The sequence below is a fragment of the Mycobacterium sp. ML4 genome (assembly GCF_054515735.1).
In genome coordinates, this window is the sequence record NZ_JBTNSY010000037.1 from 1 (window position 1) to 19672 (window position 19672).

The 19672-nt window shown below is 67.8% G+C and carries 15 protein-coding genes; 6 read left to right on the forward strand and 9 right to left on the reverse strand.

The window, feature by feature from the left end:
• Positions 1-69 precede the first annotated feature (69 nt).
• The 6 genes from ACX9NE_RS27250 to ACX9NE_RS27275 form a co-directional block, all read right to left on the reverse strand.
• The gene (locus tag ACX9NE_RS27250) at positions 70-2082 is read right to left on the reverse strand and encodes a vWA domain-containing protein (protein WP_459364823.1); all 2013 of its coding nucleotides are present in this window, start codon (positions 2080-2082) and stop codon (positions 70-72) included.
• Complete coding sequence (locus ACX9NE_RS27255; RefSeq protein WP_459364824.1) at positions 2075-3457, reverse strand: sigma 54-interacting transcriptional regulator; 1383 nt, start codon at positions 3455-3457, stop codon at positions 2075-2077. Before ACX9NE_RS27255 ends, ACX9NE_RS27250 begins: the two co-directional genes overlap by 8 nt.
• A gap of 44 nt (positions 3458-3501) precedes the next feature.
• Positions 3502-5067 (reverse strand): bifunctional phosphoribosylaminoimidazolecarboxamide formyltransferase/IMP cyclohydrolase, encoded by a 1566-nt coding sequence (gene purH, locus ACX9NE_RS27260; RefSeq protein WP_459364825.1) that lies wholly within the window; start codon positions 5065-5067, stop codon positions 3502-3504.
• Positions 5064-5693, reverse strand: coding sequence for a phosphoribosylglycinamide formyltransferase (purN, locus tag ACX9NE_RS27265; RefSeq protein WP_459364826.1), 630 nt, complete (start codon positions 5691-5693; stop codon positions 5064-5066). Before purN ends, purH begins: the two co-directional genes overlap by 4 nt.
• Positions 5694-5819: 126 nt before the next feature.
• Positions 5820-7151: a cell division protein PerM gene (locus ACX9NE_RS27270; protein WP_459364827.1), complete on the reverse strand. Its 1332-nt coding sequence runs from the start codon at positions 7149-7151 to the stop codon at positions 5820-5822.
• A 39-nt stretch (positions 7152-7190) separates the two neighbouring features.
• Positions 7191-8093: a DUF5336 domain-containing protein gene (locus ACX9NE_RS27275; protein WP_459364828.1), complete on the reverse strand. Its 903-nt coding sequence runs from the start codon at positions 8091-8093 to the stop codon at positions 7191-7193.
• A 185-nt stretch (positions 8094-8278) separates the two neighbouring features.
• On the opposite strand from ACX9NE_RS27275, the gene ACX9NE_RS27280 reads away from it, so the two are divergent.
• The 3 genes from ACX9NE_RS27280 (at position 8279) to ACX9NE_RS27290 (ending at position 12388) form a co-directional block, all read left to right on the forward strand.
• Positions 8279-9127, forward strand: a complete 849-nt coding sequence (locus ACX9NE_RS27280) for an LLM class F420-dependent oxidoreductase (protein ID WP_459364829.1) — start codon at positions 8279-8281, stop codon at positions 9125-9127.
• 381 nt (positions 9128-9508) lie between these two features.
• The gene (locus ACX9NE_RS27285) at positions 9509-10942 is read left to right on the forward strand and encodes a PE family protein (protein ID WP_459364830.1); all 1434 of its coding nucleotides are present in this window, start codon (positions 9509-9511) and stop codon (positions 10940-10942) included.
• Positions 10943-11125: 183 nt separating this feature from the next.
• Positions 11126-12388, forward strand: a complete 1263-nt coding sequence (locus tag ACX9NE_RS27290) for a PE family protein (RefSeq protein WP_459364850.1) — start codon at positions 11126-11128, stop codon at positions 12386-12388.
• Between the two features lie 65 nt (positions 12389-12453).
• Here ACX9NE_RS27290 and sucD read toward each other — a convergent pair whose 3' ends face one another.
• Entirely contained in the window at positions 12454-13356 is a 903-nt protein-coding gene (gene sucD / locus ACX9NE_RS27295) for a succinate--CoA ligase subunit alpha (RefSeq protein WP_459364831.1), read from the reverse strand.
• Between the two features lie 17 nt (positions 13357-13373).
• Complete coding sequence (sucC, locus tag ACX9NE_RS27300) at positions 13374-14537, reverse strand: ADP-forming succinate--CoA ligase subunit beta (protein WP_459364832.1); 1164 nt, start codon at positions 14535-14537, stop codon at positions 13374-13376.
• Between the two features lie 281 nt (positions 14538-14818).
• On the opposite strand from sucC, the gene ACX9NE_RS27305 reads away from it, so the two are divergent.
• Together ACX9NE_RS27305 and ACX9NE_RS27310 are read left to right on the forward strand one after the other, a co-directional pair.
• The gene (locus ACX9NE_RS27305) at positions 14819-15883 is read left to right on the forward strand and encodes a M23 family metallopeptidase (protein WP_459364833.1); all 1065 of its coding nucleotides are present in this window, start codon (positions 14819-14821) and stop codon (positions 15881-15883) included.
• Between the two features lie 3 nt (positions 15884-15886).
• Complete coding sequence (locus tag ACX9NE_RS27310; RefSeq protein WP_459364834.1) at positions 15887-16465, forward strand: hypothetical protein; 579 nt, start codon at positions 15887-15889, stop codon at positions 16463-16465.
• A gap of 83 nt (positions 16466-16548) precedes the next feature.
• On the opposite strand, the gene pcrA is transcribed toward ACX9NE_RS27310, so the two are convergent.
• Positions 16549-18951 carry a DNA helicase PcrA gene (pcrA, locus tag ACX9NE_RS27315; RefSeq protein WP_459364835.1) on the reverse strand — a complete coding sequence of 801 codons (2403 nt, stop codon included), beginning with the start codon at positions 18949-18951 and terminating at the stop codon, positions 16549-16551.
• 356 nt (positions 18952-19307) lie between these two features.
• Here pcrA and ACX9NE_RS27320 point away from each other — a divergent pair, with 356 nt between their 5' ends.
• Positions 19308-19622 (forward strand): chorismate mutase, encoded by a 315-nt coding sequence (locus ACX9NE_RS27320; RefSeq protein WP_459364836.1) that lies wholly within the window; start codon positions 19308-19310, stop codon positions 19620-19622.
• The last annotated feature ends 50 nt before the right edge of the window (positions 19623-19672 follow it).

Sequence of the window (19672 nt, forward strand, 5' to 3'; positions counted from 1 at the left end):
CTGCGCGCGAGCAGACACAAAATCGCACCAAATCGCTTGCGATTATGCGATTTTGCGTCTGCTCGCGCACTAACGGCGGCGCCGCCGGGACCGCAGGTAGTCGCCCACCACGGCCGCGCCCAGTCCGTCGAGATCGGGAACCACCACCCGCCCTTCGACCCGGCGGGCGATCTTGTCGAGGAACCGCGCCAGGCCCGGGTCACTGCCCAGCCGGAAGATGGTGATCTGCGCTCCGAGCCGTGCCATGTCGTCAAAACCCTTGACGGTGAAGGAAATCGTGCGCGGATTCGGCGGGTAATCGAAGAAGACCGACGTGCCGTCGCCGTAGTCTTCCAGGTGAGCGGTCGGTTCCCCGTCCGTCACCACCAGCACGACAGGCTGGGCGCTGGGATGCCGGCGCAGGTGACGGCCCGCCAACGCGAGCGCGTGGTGCAGGTTGGTGCCCTGCTCGTAGACGCCCTCCAGGCCCGTCAGCTCGGCAGCCGTCACGGTGCGGGCATAGCGGCCGAAGGCGATGATCTGCAACGCATCTGACCGGAACCGGGTGGTCACCAGGTGGTTGAGCGCCAACGCGGTCCGCTTCATCGGCAGCCAGCGATTCTCCATCACCATCGAGAACGAGGTATCCACCAGCAGCGCAACCGCGGCCTGGGTGCGCATCTCGGTCTCGGAGACCTCGACGTCGTCGACGGTGATGCGCAAGGGGCCGTCCAACGTGTGCGTCCCCGACTGTCGCAGTACGGCGTTGGTCAGGGTGCGTGAGATGTGCCACGGCTCGGTGTCGCCGAACTGCCACGGCCTGGTGGCGCCGGTCAGCTCGCCGGCAGCGCCGGCCCGCCGATGGTCCCGTTCCCCCCGTCGGCCCGAAAGTTGTTGTGCCACATCACGCAACGCCGTCTCGCCGAGCCGGCGCATGGCCTTGGGAGACAGTCGCCACTGGCCGTCGGAACCGCGATCCAGAAAACCCTGATTGAGCAGCGCCCGTTCGAGTTCGGCGAGTGTTCGCGCATCCACGGCCGCATCGTCACCGAGTTGGCGGGCCAGCGCGTCGAGGTCGACGTCGTCCATGGTCGCGCCCGGATATGCCTGCGACAGCTGGTCGGCCAGTTGCTCCAGCTCGCCGATGTCGGCCAGCGCCTGCGCGCCTTCACCCATGCCCAGCGGATTGTCGCCGGAGAACTGCTGGTCTCCCGTCCAGTCCTCACCGGGCCGGGCGGCCTGCAGGTGCGCGTCGAGGCGGTTCAGCGCGTTCATTAGCGACGGCGAGCCAAAGGCCTGCTGCGCCAGGGCATCCAACTCGTCGCGCTGCTGCGGGCTCAGGCTGTTGCGGAATCGCTGCGCGGCGGCGGCCCGCTTGGCCAGCGAATCAAGCAGCTCCTCGACGTTCTGCGGGTTCTCCGGGAAGAACTCGCCGTGCTTGTCCATGAATTCCTGGAAATCCTGCTGGGTGTCTTCTCCGCGAGAGTGCTTTTCCAGCAGGTCGTTCAAGTCGTCCAGCATCTCGTTGACCCGCTGGCGGTCCTCGTCGGTGGCGCCTTCCAACGCCTGCTTCATGCCGGCGAAGCGCTGGTCGAGCATCTCGCGCCCCAGCAGATCCTTGATCTGCTCGTATTTCTGCCGGGCCTCGGGGCTGCGCCACTGATACTCGGACAGCTCCTGGACGGCCTTGGCCGGTGACGGCGGCAACGACTCCAGCTGCAACTCGGAGAATCGCGCATCGTCGTCGAGCGCCCGGGCCAGCTCCTTGCGCTCGGCCAGCACCGCCTCGTCCAGCAGCTTCTTGATCTCCTGCAGAGTCCCGTCCAAGTTGTTGCGGCGCAACAACTCCCGGCGTTTGCGGTTGGCCTCGGCGGCCAACCGGTCAGCACCGCGCATGTTTTCGGAGCCGCGCCGCAGCAACTCGGACAGCGCCCGGCGCGGGGAGGTGCCCGCCATGACGTCCTGCCCGATCTGTTCGAGCGCCTCACGCAGATCCACCGGCGGAGCCAGCGGGTCGGGGCCACCGGTGTAGGCCGAGTATCGCTGTGAGTGCCGGGGTGACGATCGCCAGCGCAGCGGGTCGTCACCATCGGACCTATCCATAAACGGTCTGCCCCTCCCCGGATACCTTGTCGACCCGCTTGGCCAGGTACAACGCCTCCAAAGCCAGTTCCAGTGCCGCCGCGCGCTCCCCTTCGGATTCAGCGCCTAGTTTCGCCGCGATCTTGTCCACGACCGGCAGCCCCGGCACCGCGGCCAGCACGTCCTTGGCCGACACCCGCTCACCCGTCGTCACGGCCGAGCCCCGCTCGACCGCGGATACCAGGGTGCCGACGTCGACGCCGCCGAGGACCCGTGACGCGGTATCGGCGGTGGCACGGCGCAGCAGGTGCTCGAGTACGGCTTGCTCACGCCCCTCCTCGCCGGACTCGAATTCCAGCTTGCCGCGCAACACGTCGATGATCGTGCCCAGGTCGACCACGCGGGCCACCGGGTCGGTCTCGCCGAGCATCGCGCCGCGGTGCCGGGCGGCGGCGGCGACCGTCTCGGCCGCCGCGATCGCGAACCGTGCCGACACACCGGAGCGCTGGTCGACCGAACTGGACTCGCGCAAGTAGCGAGCGAACCGCGCGATCACCTGCAGGAGGTAGTCCGGCACCTGCGCGCTCAGGTGTGCTTCCTGGGCGATGACGCCGATCTCGGCCTCCAGCTCCAGCGGGTAGTGGGTGCGGATTTCGGCACCGAACCGGTCCTTGAGCGGAGTGATGATGCGACCGCGGTTGGTGTAATCCTCCGGGTTGGCGCTGGCCACCACCAGGACGTCCAGCGGCAGGCGCAGCGTGTAGCCGCGGACCTGAATGTCGCGCTCCTCCATGACGTTCAGCATCGACACCTGAATGCGCTCGGCGAGGTCGGGCAGCTCGTTGACGGCGACGATGCCGCGGTGCGCGCGCGGAATGAGCCCGTAAGCGATGGTTTCCGGGTCGCCGAGGCTACGGCCTTCGGCGACCTTGATCGGGTCGACGTCGCCGACCAGGTCGGCCACGCTGGTGTCGGGGGTGGCCAGCTTCTCGGTGTAGCGCTCGCTGCGGTGCTTCCAGGCCACCGGCAGGTCGTCTTGCAATTGGGCGGCGCGGCGGATCCACTCCGGCGTGATCGGGGTGTACGGGTGCTCGCCGAGTTGAGATCCGTCGATCACCGGCGTCCATTCGTCGAGCAGACCCGTCAGCGCCCGCAGCAGCCGGGTCTTACCCTGGCCGCGCTCGCCCAGCAGCACGAAATCGTGCCCGGCGATCAGCGCGCGTTCCAGCTGGGGTATCACGGTGTCGTCAAAACCCAGGATCCCGGGCCAGATCTCGTCACCGTCGGCCAGTGCGGTCAGCAAATTTTCGCGGATCTCCTGCTTGACCCCCCGCTCGCGGTGACCGGAGGTACGCAGCTCGCCAAGGGTTCGGGGCAAATTGCTCGGTGAAGTCACCTCTCCAAGCTACGCGCTGCTGAGGCGGGTGACTCGGCGTGCGGTCAGTGCGCGAAGTGCCGGGCGCCGGTGAGATACAACGTGACACCGGCTTTGGCGGCGGCCGCGGTGACTTCGTCGTCGCGCACCGAACCGCCCGGGTGCACGACGGCTTTGACGCCGGCGGCAGTCAGCGTCTCCAAGCCGTCCGGGAACGGGAAGAACGCGTCTGACGCGGCGACCGCGCCCCTGACCCGGTCGCTGCCGCGTGCCACGGCCAGCCGGGCGGCGTCGACGCGATTGACCTGTCCCATGCCCACCCCGATAGTGGCGCCGCCGGCGACGATGACGATCGCGTTGGACTTGACCGCGCGGCAGGCCCGCCACGCGAACACCAGATCGGTGAGGGTAGCCGGGTTGGCGGGCTCGCCGGTAGCCAGGGTCCAGTTGTTCGGGTCGTCGCCGGCGGCGTTGAGCTGGTCACGTTGCTGAATCAGCAGGCCCCCACTGATCGGGCGTAACTCGTGGCCGCCCTCGAGTGGCTCGGAGGCGAGTAGAACTCGGATGTTCTTCTTGCGCGTCAACACCTCGACCGCGCCCGGCTCGTAAGCCGGAGCGACGATCACCTCGGTGAAGATGGTGCTGACATAGTCCGCCATTTCCACGCTGACTTCGGTGTTGGCGGCGATCACGCCGCCGAAGGCGCTGAGCGGGTCGCAGTCGTGGGCCTTGCGGTGTGCGTCGGCGACCGAGATGTCCGAGATCGCGATGCCGCACGGATTGGCGTGCTTGACGATCGCCACGCACGTTTGCTCGTGGTCGAAGGCCGCCCGCCAGGCCGCGTCCGCATCGGTAAAGTTGTTGTAGGACATCTCTTTTCCGTGCAGTTGCTCGGCCTGCGCCAGGCCGGGCCAGGCGCCGGGATCGGTGTAGAGCGCCGCCTGCTGGTGCGGGTTCTCGCCGTAGCGCAGGGTCGCCTGCCGTCGCCAGTTCTTCGCGACGAAGTGCGGGAACTCCTGCGGGGGCTCTTCGGGTGCCAGCGTGGACTGCATCCAGGTCGCGACGGCGATGTCGTACTCCGCGGTGTGCTGAAACGCCAACGACGCCAGCTTCTTCCGCTCGGCGAGGGTGAATCCCCCGTGCCGCACCGCTGCGAGTACTCCGTCGTACCCGCGGGGGTCGGTGATGACGGCGACGCTGGGGTGGTTCTTGGCAGCCGCGCGCACCATCGACGGTCCGCCGATGTCGATCTGCTCGACGCATTCGTCGGGAGTCGCGCCGGATTCGACGGTCTGACTGAACGGATAAAGGTTCACCACGACGAGTTCGAAGGCGGCGAGCCCGAGCTTCTCCAGCGCCGCCCGGTGCGCGGGCTTGCGCAGGTCGGCCAGCAGACCGGCGTGCACCCTGGGATGCAGGGTCTTGACGCGTCCGTCGAGCACCTCTGGAAACCCGGTGAGCTCCTCGACTCGGGTCACCGGAATCGCTTTGTCCGCAATGGTCTTGGCGGTCGACCCGGTCGAGACGATCTCGACACCGGCTGCGGTGAGGCCCTGCGCGAGTTCGACCAAGCCGGTCTTGTCGTAGACGCTGATCAACGCGCGGCGGATCGGCTTCTTGTCGATGTTCATCCCAGGGTCGCCTTTCGCTCGGTGACCGTCACCCCGCGGGTCGCGATCGCGGCCACCACATCTACCAGGAGTTGGCGCTCCACGACCTTGATTCGCTCATGCAAGGTCTGTTCGTCGTCGCCGTCGCGCACTTCGACGGGCTGTTGCGCCAGTATCGGGCCAGTGTCCACGCCGGCGTCCACCAGATGCACCGTACAGCCGGTCACTTTCACGCCGTAGGCCAGCGCGTCCCGGACGCCGTGCGCGCCGGGAAACGCCGGCAGCAGCGCCGGGTGGGTGTTCAGGATGCGGCCGTTGAACCGTGAAAGAAATTGCGGGCCAAGGATTCTCATAAAACCCGCCGATACCACCAGGTCAGGCTGGTGGGCAGCGGTGGCCTCGGTGATCGCGACGTCCCAGTCGTCGCGGGTCGGGTGCTCGCCGACGCGGACGGCGAATGCTGGGATCGCGGCCTTGGCGGCGATTTCGACGGCCCGGCAGTCGCGATCGACTCCGACGGCCACCACCTGCGCCGGGTAGTCACCTCGAGTGGCCTCGAGCAGGGAGTTCAGCAGCGATCCGGTGCCTGACGCCAGCACCACCAGCCGCGCCGGTGCACTCGGTGGTACACGGAGCGGTTCCAGCACACGGAGAGCCTAATCAAGCTGCTGTGGCAGCCGCTGCGCGGCCGGGGTTGATCGTCAACTGTGTTGCGGCACGAGCGCTACCGCCCGATCCAGCGACTGGTGTGACCAAGTGGCGAGGGCCGCCCGCTACTTCTCACTCTCCTGCGAATCAGCCGGCTGCTCGCCGGGCAACACGGCGTCGTCGGCAGTGCCGGATCCGTCGTCCTCACCGGCACCCCCCTCGTCGTCGTCGAAAGCGTCCACAGGCGGCTCCTCCTCGTCGGGCACCGGCTCGACCGGCTTCACCCGGACCCGTCGCGGCCTGCGGCGAACACCTCCGGCCATCACCACGGTGATCCCGCCCACGACGGTGAACCAGAACAGGACGCCGAGAAACATGGCGCCATGGTCGACGCCGACGTCGCCGAAGTTGCCGAGCTTGCCGCCGCCGCCGTACCCCACCAGTGTCATCATCGAAGCGGCGAGCAGCGCCGCGACCAGCAACTTCGCCAATGCCGCAAGGAGCGGGAGCGCACGTCGGGCACACTGCTGCCCGACCGCTACACCGGAGGCCGCACCGATGATCAACAGGGCAACCCAGACCGGTCCCAGAGGTGGCGTGGGCGCCGCGGCCAGAATCGGCAGGGCCGGAACGTCACCGCCGAACACGGTGAACGAACTGAACGTTGCGAACCCGATGTGGGCGCTCGACCCGACGGCGACCGCGCAGGCACCCACGATGACGTTCGGGGCATACAACACCGACAGCGCGGTGAGGTTGAACTGCCCCCAGATGGAATCGCTGATCCCGTACAGGTCTTGCATGGTGGCCCAGTGCACTACCAGCGACCCCGCCGTCACCAGCCCTGCCAATCCCAGCAACGCCAACACCCCGGCCGAGGCCGCCCGCAGCGAATCGCCCAGCCAGTTCGGCAACGGGGATGCGGCAAGCGCGCGGCGACCAGCCCGTGACCACACCCCGATCGCAGCCCCAATGGCGTGGACCACCAGCACACCGGTGAACGCGCGGAGCGCGCTCGGCGTCTGCAATTCGGTCAGCACCGACGATGCGTCGTGGATGACCGCCAGCGCGATCGCGGCGATCAGCAACGGTCCACCCAGGGCCGAAGCGATGACCCAGCGGATCACCAGCCACGAGGAATAGGGCGCGGTCGCCCGGGCGGTGACGCGGGCGGTGCCCCACACCATCAACAGCACCGGGAGCAACGGCATGACGCCCAGTTCGCGGCCACCGATCGAGATCGGCACCTGGTGCACACCCAGCCACATGCTCGCTATGGCGCCCGGCGCACCCACCATGTCGCTGTTGGCGATCAGCAACTCCAGCAGTGTGACGGCCGCGATCACGACCAGCGCCACGATGGCGGGGGCGAAAGCGACCCTGACAAGGTCGCGGGCCTGACGGGCGCCCGTTGCCCGGTTGTCTCCGTTTCTTGCCGACACCGACACCCTTGTCACGCTTCGCGCACGAGCCTGACTAGGCGCGAGAGCGCGCGGTTAGACCGGCGCCGAACCAGGCGACGACTGCTGGCCCTGCCCGTAGGACGACTGCTGGCCACCGCCGGCGTTCCCGTAATTGACCGGCGCCGAGCCGCCCTGCGATCCCGTGCCCGCACTGACCGGCGGCGGCGGGCTGAAGCTCGGGAAACCGGTAGGGGGCGTGTTCGTCGGGCCTTGTTGCTGTTGGGACACCTGCTGCGTGGGCTGGGCGGAGAACCCGCCGGACTGGGGGTTCGGGTTCGACGAGTAGCCGCCGCCGTACTGCGAGCCGTACCCCGGCGACTGGGCCGGGTTCTGCGCGGGCTGCTGTGCACCCGGCTGACCGTAGTACCCGCCCGGCTGGCCCCCGTACTGGCCGTACTGCCCGTACTGCCCGTAGCCGCCGAACGGGTCATATTTGGGCCGCGGTGCCGGGGCGGTGATCACGCCGGCGTCCAGCAGCAACGCCCCGACCGCGGCCACCGCCTCGAACACGATGCACACCAGCACGACCCACAATGCCCAGCCGGTGGAGAATGAGTTCGGCTTGTTGAAGGTCGCGCCGATGATCAGCAGCACCGCCAGCACCGAGAGCACCGCAACGATTGGCACGTAGCTTTTCGCTTTGGGCAGCAGCCCCACACCGGCCAGCAGCGCGGCGAGCAGGGCGACGGCAACCGACAACCCGGTGTCACCGGACACCTCAGTGCTGGGACCACCGAGATCGGAGTTGTAGCTGAACATCGGGCCGAAGCTGAAGAAATACGCCAACAGACCCAAGGTCGCTACCGCGATGGCGAGGTACAACCCCAACTTGCTCGCCGCGGGCTCGGCCGACGCGGCAGCCGGTGCGGACGCGCCATAGGAGCCGGACGGCTGCTGCGCGGATTGATATCCGGGACTACCGGGCTGGTAGGTCATGAGTCCTCCTGTTGCTTCCGGTGCCGTCGCGGCCCCTCTGCTGCGGTGCGACGCGATGCTGGCCGCATTCGAACAACCACGCTAGCGCACGGCCGAGAACAAATGCCTGCCGCCGCGTTCCCCCACTCGCGTTGGCGCGGAGGGGCCGCCCGCGCGAAAAATTAGAACACGTTCTAAATTGGGGCATGGACTACGGCCTCGTTCTGTTCACCAGCGATCGCGGCATCTCTCCGGCGGCCGCCGCAAAGCTTGCCGACACACATGGTTTCCACACGTTCTACGTGCCCGAACACACTCACATCCCGATCAAGCGCGAGGCGGCCCATCCGACGACGGGTGACTCCTCGCTGCCCGACGACCGCTACATGCGCACCTTGGATCCCTGGGTGAGCCTGGGTGCCGCCTGTGCGGTGACGTCGCGGGTCCGGCTGTCGACGGCAGTGGCGCTGCCGGTCGAACACGACCCGATCACGTTGGCGAAAAGTATTGCCACCCTGGACCATTTGTCCGGCGGCCGGGTCAGCCTCGGGGTCGGGTTCGGCTGGAACACCGATGAGCTTGCCGACCACAACGTGCCGGCGGGGCGGCGCCGCACCATGTTGCGCGAGTATCTCGAGGCGATGCGGGCGCTGTGGACTCAGGAAGAGGCCGAGTACGACGGCGAGTTCGTCAAGTTCGGTCCGAGCTGGGCCTGGCCGAAGCCGGTGCAACCGCATATTCCCGTTCTAGTGGGCGCCGCGGGCAACGAGAAGAACTTCAAGTGGATCGCACGCAGTGCCGACGGCTGGATCACCACGCCGCGCGACTTCGACATCGACGAGCCGGTGAAATTATTGCAGGACACCTGGGTGGGCGCGGGCCGCGACGGTGCCCCGCAGATCGTGGCGCTGGACTTCAAGCCGGACGGCGAGAGGCTGGCGCGGTGGGCCGGCCTCGGGGTGACCGAGGTGCTGTTCGGGCTGCCGGACAGTGACGCGGACAAGGTGGCCGGGTATGTCGAGCGGCTGGCGGGCAAACTGGCGTCGTTCGCCTAGGCGCCTGGCGGGCGTGGGCGCTTGCGCCGGCGCCGACGGGCCTGGGCGTGGGCGTGCCGGGCGTGCGCCGAGATTGCAACCAGGGCGACGGTCCCCGGCGTGTCGTATACCGGGTTGCAGTGTCGCGGATGCCGTTCGGGGTCAGGCCAGCGTGCAGCGGCACCGCCAACGATGCGGTCGCCGTCGAGAGGATCGGCGGCGCCGGCGGGCGGGCGGCATAGGCGGATTCCTTGTCGGCGTCGGCGGCGCTGGCGGCAGGGCGGCAGACGGCCCGGGCGGGTGCTGCAAAAACGGGCTCACCTGTAGGGCATCGCGATAGGCTTAGCACCTCCCGAACGTGCGTCCGCCGAGGACGCGGACCCCCTTCGGGGAGGCGACCAGATGTCATTTGTCACAACGATGCCTGACTTCGTCATGGCGGCCGCTGCTGATCTGGCGAACATCGGCTCGACTATCACGCATGCCAACGCGATGGCACTGACGCCGACCTCGGCGGTGCTGGCCGCCGGCGCGGACGAAGTGTCGGCGGCGGTCGCCGCGTTGTTCGGAGCCCACGCCCAGGCATACCAACTGCTCAGCGTTCACGCGGCCGCGTTCCACAGCCAATTCGTCCATCTCATGGGCGCAGGCGCGGCCCAGTACGCCGCGACGGAAGCGGCGGCCGCCTCGCCGTTGCAGCTCGTCGAGCAGCAGATACTCGGCGTGGTCAATGCGCCGACGCAGTTGTTGCTGGGCCGCCCGCTGATCGGAAACGGAGCCAACGCGGCACCGGGGAGCGGCGCCAACGGCGGCGACGGCGGGCTGTTGTGGGGCAACGGCGGCGCGGGCGGAAGCGGTTCGGCACTTCGCAACGGCGGCAACGGAGGCGCGGCCGGGCTGTTCGGCACCGGCGGACCCGGTGGTAACGCCGGAGACGGTGGGATCGGCGGCAAAGGCGGCGCAGGTGGACTCTTGATCGGCGCCGGCGGCGCCGGCGGGACCGGCGGTGGGGCCGTCGTCGTCGGAACTTCGGCCGGCCAGGGCGGTGCGGGCGGAGCTGCCGGCCTGTTCGGCATCGGCGGTGCCGGCGGCACCGGCGGAACGGGCCAAGTCCTGATCGGCGGCATTGGCGGGACCGGCGGAGCCGGTGGCTCCGGCGGCATGGTGTTCGGCGCGGGCGGCGCGGGAGGCGTAGGCGGCACCGGCGGAACGACCTCCGGTGGCGCGGGTGCGGGCGGCGCGGGCGGCAACGCGGGGCTCACGGGTTTCGGGGGCGCCGGTGGGGCCGGAGGCTTCGGGCCCCAGGGCAATGCCGGATTCGGCGGTGACGGCGGCACCGGAGGTGTGCTGCTCGGTGTCGGGGGCCATGGCGGTGACGGCGGGGCGGCGCCGCTGTTCGGCCCGGGTGGCGTCGGCGGGTCCACCTTCCGCGGCGGCACCGGCGGAGCGGGCGGGGGCGGCGGTTTCCTGTTCGGCATGGGCGGTGCCGGCGGAGCAGGCGGGCCCGGCGACTTCGGCGGATCAGGCGGCATGGGCGGCGCGGGCGCCACATTGTCGGGTTCGGGCGGCCCCGGCGGCTCCGGCGGATTCGGCACTGACCTCGGCGGAATCGGCGGTAATGGCGGCGACGGCGGCATTCTCGTCGGCGACGGAGGCGGCGGGGGTGCCGGTGGCCAGAAGTTCTTCGCCGTCGGTACGGCCGGGGCGGGGGGCAACGGCGGCTCCGCCAAAGTGATCGGCAACGGCGGCAACGGCGGCATCGCGGGCGGCTCTGGGGCGGCCGGCGGTGTGGGCGGCTCAGCGGGGGTCCTATTCGGCGCCCCCGGGTTGCCCTAGCCCTACCCCTAGACGCCGAGCAGACACAAAATCGCACCTCGAACCACGGAAATATGCGATTTTGCGTCTGCTCGGATGCGCTCAGCGCGTACGATCGGAGTTCCCTGAAGTGGGGAGGGTGGCATGACATTCGTCACCACGGCGCCCGTGACGGTCGCGGCGGCCGCTTCATAGCTCGCGTCCATCGGAGCAGCTGTCAGCCGGGCCAACTTCGCCGCCCTGCCAGCTACCGCAAACCTCTCGGCGGCTGCCGCCGACGAGGTGTCGGCGGCCATTGCGGCGCTGTTCGCCCAGCAGGGGCGGGAATACCAGGCGCTGAGCGAGCAGGCGGTTATTTTTCATGATCGATTCGTTCAACTGCTGAGTTCGGGTGCGGGGCAGTACGCAATTGCCGAGGCGGCCGCGGCCACGCCGCTGCAGACCCTCGAGCAACAACTACTCGACGTCATCAACACGCCCAGCAACTTGTTGTTAGGCCGCTCGTTGATCGGCAATGGAGCAAATGGAGCCCCCGGAGCAGACGGCCTGGCCGGCGGGCTGCTGATCGGCAACGGCGGCTCCGGCGGAGCAGGCACCCTAGCCCATCCCGCCGGTGGCAACGGCGGGGCCGCCGGGCTGTTCGGCAATGGCGGGGCCGGCGGACCCGGCAGGGTTAACAGCAACAGGTCTCCGGGAGGCAACGGCGGTGCCGGCGGACTGCTGTTCGGCAACGGCGGAGTCGGCGGCACCGGCGGATCCGGCGCCGGCGGGACTGGTGGCACCGGAGGAGCCGCCGGACTGTTCGGCGTCGGCGGTGCCGGCGGCGACGGGGGTGCGTCGACGCTCGGCGCCAGCGGCGGAGTGGGTGGTGCGGGAGGCAGCGGCGGGTTGCTGGGCACCGGCGGAGCCGGCGGCCGCGGTGGTGTGTCGGTCGATGCCCTAAGCGGCAAGGCTGGCACTGGGGGCGCGGGTGGCGCCGGCGGCGCGGGCGGGGTCATCGTCGGCTCCGGTGGGGACGGCGGGGACGGCGGGGACGGCGCTGGGACCGGGGCTGGCATCGGCGGAACAGGTGGGGCCGGCGGTAAAGGCGGATTCCTCAACGGCAGCGGCGGCGCCGGCGGAACCGGCGGATTCGCAGCAACCGGCGGAACGGGCGGAGCAGGCGGGGCCGGCGGCACGCTGTCCGGCTCTGGGGGCACCGGCGGGGCTGGCGGCGGAACCGGCGCGGCCGGCGGGGCCGGCGGAGACGCGGGATTGCTGATCGGCGACGGCGGCGCTGGCGGGGCTGGCGCCGCGGCCTCCGGAAGTCCCGGCGGGAACGGCGGACCCGGTGGACGCGCCGCGTTCCTCATAGGCTTTGGCGGAAACGGTGGCAACGGCGGGCCCGGGACACCGAGCGGCACCGGCGGTCAAGGCGGTGACGGTGGACAACTGATCGGCGTACCCGGTGTGCGCGGCGTCCCCTAACGGTGCCACCAGACGCAAATTCGCACGTTTCCGAAGGGAAACGTGCGAATTTGCGTCTGCTCGCCCTACAGGGTCTTGAGGATCTCCCGCGCCAGGGCCGCTGTCTCCGAGGGCGTCTTGCCCACCTGAACACCGGCCGCCTCCAGCGCCTCCTTCTTGGCGGCAGCGGTACCCGACGAGCCGGACACGATGGCGCCCGCGTGACCCATCGTCTTGCCTTCCGGGGCGGTGAAGCCCGCGACGTAACCGACGACCGGCTTGGTGACGTTGGCCTTGATGAAATCGGCCGCACGCTCCTCGGCGTCACCGCCGATCTCACCGATCATCACGATGAGCTTGGTGTCAGGGTCTTTCTCGAAGGCCTCGATGGCGTCGATGTGGGTGGTGCCGATGATCGGGTCGCCGCCGATGCCGATTGAGGTGGTGAACCCGAAATCACGCAGCTCGTACATCATCTGGTAGGTCAGCGTGCCCGACTTGGACACCAGCCCGACCGGACCGGGACCGCTGATGTTGGCCGGGGTGATGCCGACCAGCGACTGCCCGGGACTGATGATGCCCGGGCAGTTGGGGCCGATGATGCGAGTCTTCTGACCCTTCTGGACGTTGTAGGCCCACGCATAGGCGCTGTCCTGCACCGGGATTCCCTCGGTGATGACGACCAGCAACGGGATCTGCGAGTCGATGGCCTCGATCATCGCGTCCTTGGCGAACTTGGGCGGCACAAAGATGATCGACGCATCCGCGCCAGTCTTCTCGATGGCCTCGACGACGGTGCCGAACACCGGCAGTTCGATGTCGTTGTCGTTGGCGTCCTTGTGCGAGACCGTGGTGCCGGCCTTGCGGGCGTTGACGCCACCGACGATCTGGGTGCCGGCCTTGAGCATCCGCGCGGTGTGCGTAGTGGCCTCACCCCCGGTGATGCCCTGGACGATGACCTTGTTCTCTGAAGTCAGGAATATAGCCATTGTTCGTGGTCCTTTTCTCAGGCGCTCGCCAGCTCGGCGGCTTTGTCGGCACCGGCGTCCATGGTGTGGGCCTGGATCACCAGCGGGTGGTTGGCGTCAGCCAGGATGCGCCGGCCCTCTTCGACGTTGTTGCCGTCCAATCGGACCACCAGCGGCTTGTTGGCCTCATCGCCCAGGATCTCCAGGGCTTTGACGATCCCGGTGGCCACCGCGTCACACGACGTGATGCCTCCGAAAACATTGACGAAGACACTCTTGACTTCCGGGTCGCCCAGGATCACGTCCAGGCCGGCCGCCATCACCTCGGCCGACGCGCCACCGCCGATGTCCAGGAAGTTGGCCGGCTTCACCCCGCCGTGCTTCTCACCGGCGTAGGCGACCACGTCCAGCGTCGACATCACCAGGCCCGCACCGTTGCCGATGATGCCGACCTCGCCGCTCAGTTTCACGTAGTTGAGATCGTGTTCCTTGGCCTTCAGTTCCAGCGGGTCAGTCGACGCACGGTCCTCGAACTCGGCGTGTCCGGGTTGGCGGAAGTCGGCATTGGCATCCAAGGTCACCTTGCCGTCCAGCGCCAGGATCCGGTCGTCCGGCGTGCGGACCAGCGGGTTGACCTCCACCAGGGTGGCGTCCTCGCTGACGAACACGCCCCAGAGCTTCTCGATTGTGACGGCCGCGGCGTCGAGCACCTCCGCGGGCAGGTGGCCCTGCTCGGCGATGGACCGCGCGAAGGCCAGGTCGACGCCCGTGACGGCGTTCACCGGCACCTTGGCCAGCCGGTCGGGTTTGGTGGCGGCGACCTCTTCGATCTCCATGCCGCCCTCCACCGAGCACATCGCCAGGTAGGTGCGGTTGGCGCGGTCGAGCAGGAACGAGAGGTAGTACTCCTCGGCGATGTCGCTGGCCTCGGCGACGAGCAACTTCTTCACGATGTGGCCCTTGATGTCCAGGCCCAAGATGTTCTTGGCATGCTCGTAGGCTTCGTCGGCGTTCGCGGCGTATTTCACGCCACCCGCCTTGCCCCGGCCGCCGGTCTTGACCTGGGCTTTGACCATCACGGGCGCACCGATCTCCTCCGCGATGGCCTTGGCGCCTTCAGCGGTGTCGGTCACCCGGCCCTGCGTGCCGGGAACGCCGTGCTTGGCGAACAGTTCCTTAGCTTGGTACTCGAACAGATCCATGGGGCGTCACTGCCTTTGCTCGGCTTACTTGCTAGGCCAACTGGGGTGGCGGTGCCAGGTACTCGGCAACTCGCACGGAGGAACTGTATCGACCCCGAAAATCAGACCTGCTGCCGCATCCCACCGCGGTGGCGCACGTCATGTATCGATCGGAGCTTCCAAACGTGACTCAAGTCACAAAATTGGCGGGATTTGATACTGAGGTTGCCAGCCGCCTACGTTTGCGGATACCTTCTCAAGGTCCAGATAACGTTATGGTCACGATCCGAGGACATTTCAGGTTGTCCCAGCACCTTTTGGCCCGCTCTGCCGCCGCGCAGTCGACGCGCGCACCCCGGGACCGCTGGCCCCATCATCACCGCAATGAAGTCACCGAGATCATCCCGTTAGACGGGTTTGATGAAGTTGATGACATGGAGCTGACCGACCTCGACGAGTTGGACTTCGGCGACTCCGATTTCACGTTCGGCAACGACCTGTTACAGGCTCCCGAACTCGACGACCTCGACGACACCGATGATCTGACTCCGATGTGGCTGGCTGCCCCGGTCACCGAGGTGCTGCCCCGAGTCTCCGTCGAAACCGAGCACCCGATCACACGAGCCATCCACGTCACTCCCGTTACCCGTCGCGGCGGCAGCCACCGCAAGCAGCCGACAAGCGCCGCCAAGGGCCGCCTGCTGATCGGCGCCATGGCTGCCGGTGCGGCAGCGGCGGCCACGCATACCGCTATCAACCAATCCGGCGACACCAAGATCGAGACGGTGCTGACAGCCAACGCCTCGACGCTCTCGGGCGGCTCTGGCGGCTCGGGCTCGACTTCGCCGCGGGGTGTTCAGGTGATCGCCGCCCAGCCGGCCAACGCCTCGGTGCACAACGAGGAACTCGCCCGTGGCGTGGCCTTCGCGCAGGAGCGCGCACAGCGTGAGGCGCGCCTGCAGCAACCGCTGTACGTCATGCCGACCAAGGGCATCTTCACCTCCAACTTCGGCTACCGCTGGGGTGTCCTGCACGCCGGCATCGACCTGGCCAATGCGATCGGCACTCCGATCTACGCGGTCTCCGATGGTGTCGTCATCGACGCCGGCCCGACCGCCGGATATGGAGCATGGGTCAAACTGCTGCACGCCGACGGCACCGTCACCCTGTACGGGCACGTCAACACCACGCTGGTCAGCGTCGGTGAACGCGTGATGGCCGGCGACCAGATAGCCACCATGGGCAACCGTGGCAACTCCACCGGTCCGCACCTGCACTTCGAGGTGCTGATGAACGGCAGTGAGCGGATAGATCCTGTGCCGTGGCTGGCGAAGCGGGGGCTGTCCGTCGGCAATTACGCCGGCTGACCTGTGACCGGGCCGAACGATCCCGCTGCGAGCGACAACCCGCCCGAACCCGCCGAACCACCTGACGAGCCACGGACGAAGATCATCCGGCGGGCTCCGAGCGGTCCGCTGCCCCCGATAGCCGCGCAGCCGACCACCCGAATCCCGCGTGCCGCGGGCCCTTTGGAAGCGGCACTGGGCGGCGGGATCCCCCCGCTGCCTGCCGTGCTGAGCCACGAGCCGAGCTCCCGGACGGCCGTGGCGGCCAGCGCTGTGAGCATTGTCAGCGGGTGGGCCACCTCAGTGGTAGCCACTGATCTTATTGCCGGCTGGTGGCAAACCGATCGCCTGTTTTGCATCGCGGTCGGGTTCCTGGCGCTGGTGTTTGCGATCACGACCGTTTCCGGCGTGATCGCGCTGCTGCTGCACCGCGCGGTGGGGCGCTACCTGATCGTGGCGGGGTCGGTGGTTGCGCTGCTGACCTATCTCGGGGTGTTCATAGCCGGTGCACGGGTTGGGTGGGTGGTGCACACGCTGCCGCTGCTGCCGGTCGCGAGCGTGCTGCTCGCCCTGCTTCCCGATACCAGGCGCTGGGTCGGATAGCCGCTCCCCACTCCGCCGAACGTGAACAGTCGGCGGTCTTTTCGCGTTTTCTTCGCCGTCAGCGCACGTTCGGCGACACGAACTCAGAGCTTGCTGATCGGCGCGTGGTTGTGCATCAGCTTGACGCGGCCCGCACTGCCGAAGTCGATCAGCGACATCGCCGACTCGCCGACGCCGGAGACGTCCTCGACGCGACCCAGGCCGTACTTGTCGTGCGTCACGCGATCCCCGGGTTGCAGAACCACCAGGGGCCGCTTGCTGGCCCCGGAACGTGTCGGCGCAGACCTAGGAATGCCGAACCGCCCGGCACCGCTCACCGGCGCACTGAACGACGGTTTGGGGGCGAGCCTGCGCCAGTCGATAAGCTGCTGCGGAATCTCACGCAGGAAGCGGGATTCGGGGTTGAGCATGGGCTGTCCCCACGACGACCGGACGATGGCCCGGCTCAGGTACAGCCGTTGCCGGGCCCGGGTGATGCCGACGTACGCCAGGCGCCGTTCCTCGGACAGCTCCATCGGGTCGTCCAGCGCCCGCATGTGCGGGAACATGCCGTCCTCCCAGCCGGTGACGAACACCACCGGGAACTCCAGCCCCTTGGCGGTGTGCAGTGTCATCAACGTGACCAGACCGGCGCCATGCTCCGGAATCTCGTCGGTATCGGCGACCAGCGACACCCGCTCGAGGAACGCAGCCAGGACACCGGTGTCGGGGACGTCCTCGTCCTCGGGGGCGTCTTCGGCCAGAGCGGCTGCGTTGGCCAGGTCGGTGCTGAATTCGTGTGCAACGCTGACCAATTCGTTGAGGTTGTCCAGCCGCGCCAACTCCTGCGGATCGGTCGACGATTCCAGCTCGCGCCGGTATCCGGTGCGTTCCAGCACAGCCTCGACCAGTTCGCCCAGATCGTCATCGAGGTGGCCGCGCAGTTCGTCGAGCATCTCGACGAAGCCGGCGATCGCCTTCTCCGCGCGCGTGTTCAGCATCGGCACCTTGCCCTCGGCCGCTGCCTGCAAGGCGTCGGCGAAGCTGGCCCCGGTGTTCTCGGCATACACCGCCACGCACGCCTCGGCGCGATCACCGATGCCGCGGCGCGGCGTATTCAGGATGCGCCGCATGCTCACCGCGTCGCCGGGGTTGTCCAGCACCCGCAAATATGCGACGATGTCGCGGATTTCCTTGCGCTCGTAAAAGCGCACTCCCCCAACGACTTTGTAGGGGATTCCAGCGCGGATGAAAACCTCCTCCAGCGACCGCGACGAGTTGTTGGTGCGGTAGAAGACCGCGACGTCGTTATAGGTGATGTCGCCGCGGTCGGCCAGCGCATCGATTTCCTCGGCGACGAACCTGGCCTCGTCATGCTCGTTGTCGGCGACATAGCCGACGATCAGCTCGCCCGCACCGGCGTCGGTCCACAACCGCTTCTCCCGGCGCCCTGAGTTGCGCGCGATGACCGAGTTGGCCGCCGACAGGATATTCTGCGTCGAGCGGTAATTCTGTTCCAGCAGAATCGTCGTGGCGTCGGGATAGTCGCGCTCGAAGTCCTCGATGTTGCGGATCGTGGCTCCACGAAAGGCGTAAATCGACTGATCGGCGTCGCCGACCACACACAACTCGGCCGGCGGCACCTCGTCCGAACCGCCGTGTTCGTTCGCCGGTCCCAGCTTCGCCTCGCCTCCGCCGGCCGAGGGGCCGACTCCGGCGAGCCTCGCTGAACCGCCGTGACCGACCAGCTCGCGCACCAGCATGTACTGGGCGTGGTTGGTGTCCTGGTATTCGTCGACCAGCACATGCCGGAACCGGCGCCGGTAGTACTGCGCGATATCCGGGAAAGTCTGCAGTACTGCGACGGTTTCGCCGATCAGGTCATCAAAGTCCAGCGCGTTCGCCGCGCGCAGCCGGCGCTGATACTCGCCGAACACCGATGCGACGGTGCGTGCCAGCTCGTCGGACTCGTCGGTCAGGTTGGACACCGCCTGGTGCGGGTCGATCAGTTCGTTCTTGAGGTTCGAGATGGCGTTGGCCAGCAACCGCGGCGAGAACCGCTTGATATCCAGGCCCATGTCGCGGCCGATCATCTGCAGCAGCCGGCGTGAGTCGTCGGCGTCGTAGATGGAGAAGTTGGAGTTGAGACCCTCGATCAGCGACGCCTGATTGCGCAGGATCCGCACACAGGACGAGTGGAACGTGGACACCCACATGTACCGGGCACGGTCGCCGACGAGGTTCACCACCCGTTCGCGCATCTCGGCGGCGGCCTTGTTAGTGAAGGTGATGGCCAGGATCTGCCCGACGCTGACCCCGCGTTCGGCGATCAGGTAGGCGATGCGGCGAGTCAACACCGCCGTCTTCCCCGAGCCCGCACCGGCGACGATCAGCAGCGGCGAACCCTCGTGCACCACCGCCTTGCGCTGTTGCGGGTTGAGGCCGTCCAGCAGTTCATCAACCGCACCGGGTCGTGGGTATTTGGCTCGGGTCACGTGCACACTCATGTCGGTCCAAACTTACCGCCGCTCGCCGACAGCGGTGACCAGCCCGTGACTACCGGCCGAATCCTGTCTGCCTGACTCCCGAGTGGCGGCTACCGATGTTGACGAAGCCGGAATGGGAGATTGCACGTCCGAAGCTTTCCGCGAATTCAGTTCGCTTGTCGCACCGGTACATCGCCTTCGTGATGCGTGTTTTTGCACCTATAAGCCACTTGGTGGCACACTCGGTGCGTGCTCAACACGCAGCCTCGATTTTTTTACGGGTACCGGCCAGCGGTGCCCGTGGTCTAGCTGCTTTCGCAGAGCCCCGGTCCGCTACGGCGATTCGGGGCTCGTTTCTTGTGTGAGGCCCGAACCGGATGAGACCAGAACCACCACCTCACGAGAACGCGGAGATTTCAGAGATGAACACAGAGACCATCGGCGCCGAACAGCTCAGCATCGACGAGCTGCGGGCGGAGATCGACCGGCTGGACGCCGAGATACTGGCTGCCGTGAAGCGGCGCGCAGAGGTTTCCCAGGCGATCGGCAAGGTCCGAATGGCCTCCGGCGGCACCCGGCTGGTGCACAGCCGCGAAATGAAGGTCATCGAGCGCTACAGCGAACTCGGGCCCGATGGCAAGGACCTCGCGATGCTGCTGTTACGTCTGGGCCGGGGACGACTCGGCCACTAAACGGTTACTAACGCCGTTACCTTCTGCCGATCCCGGCTTTGCTGGGGTAA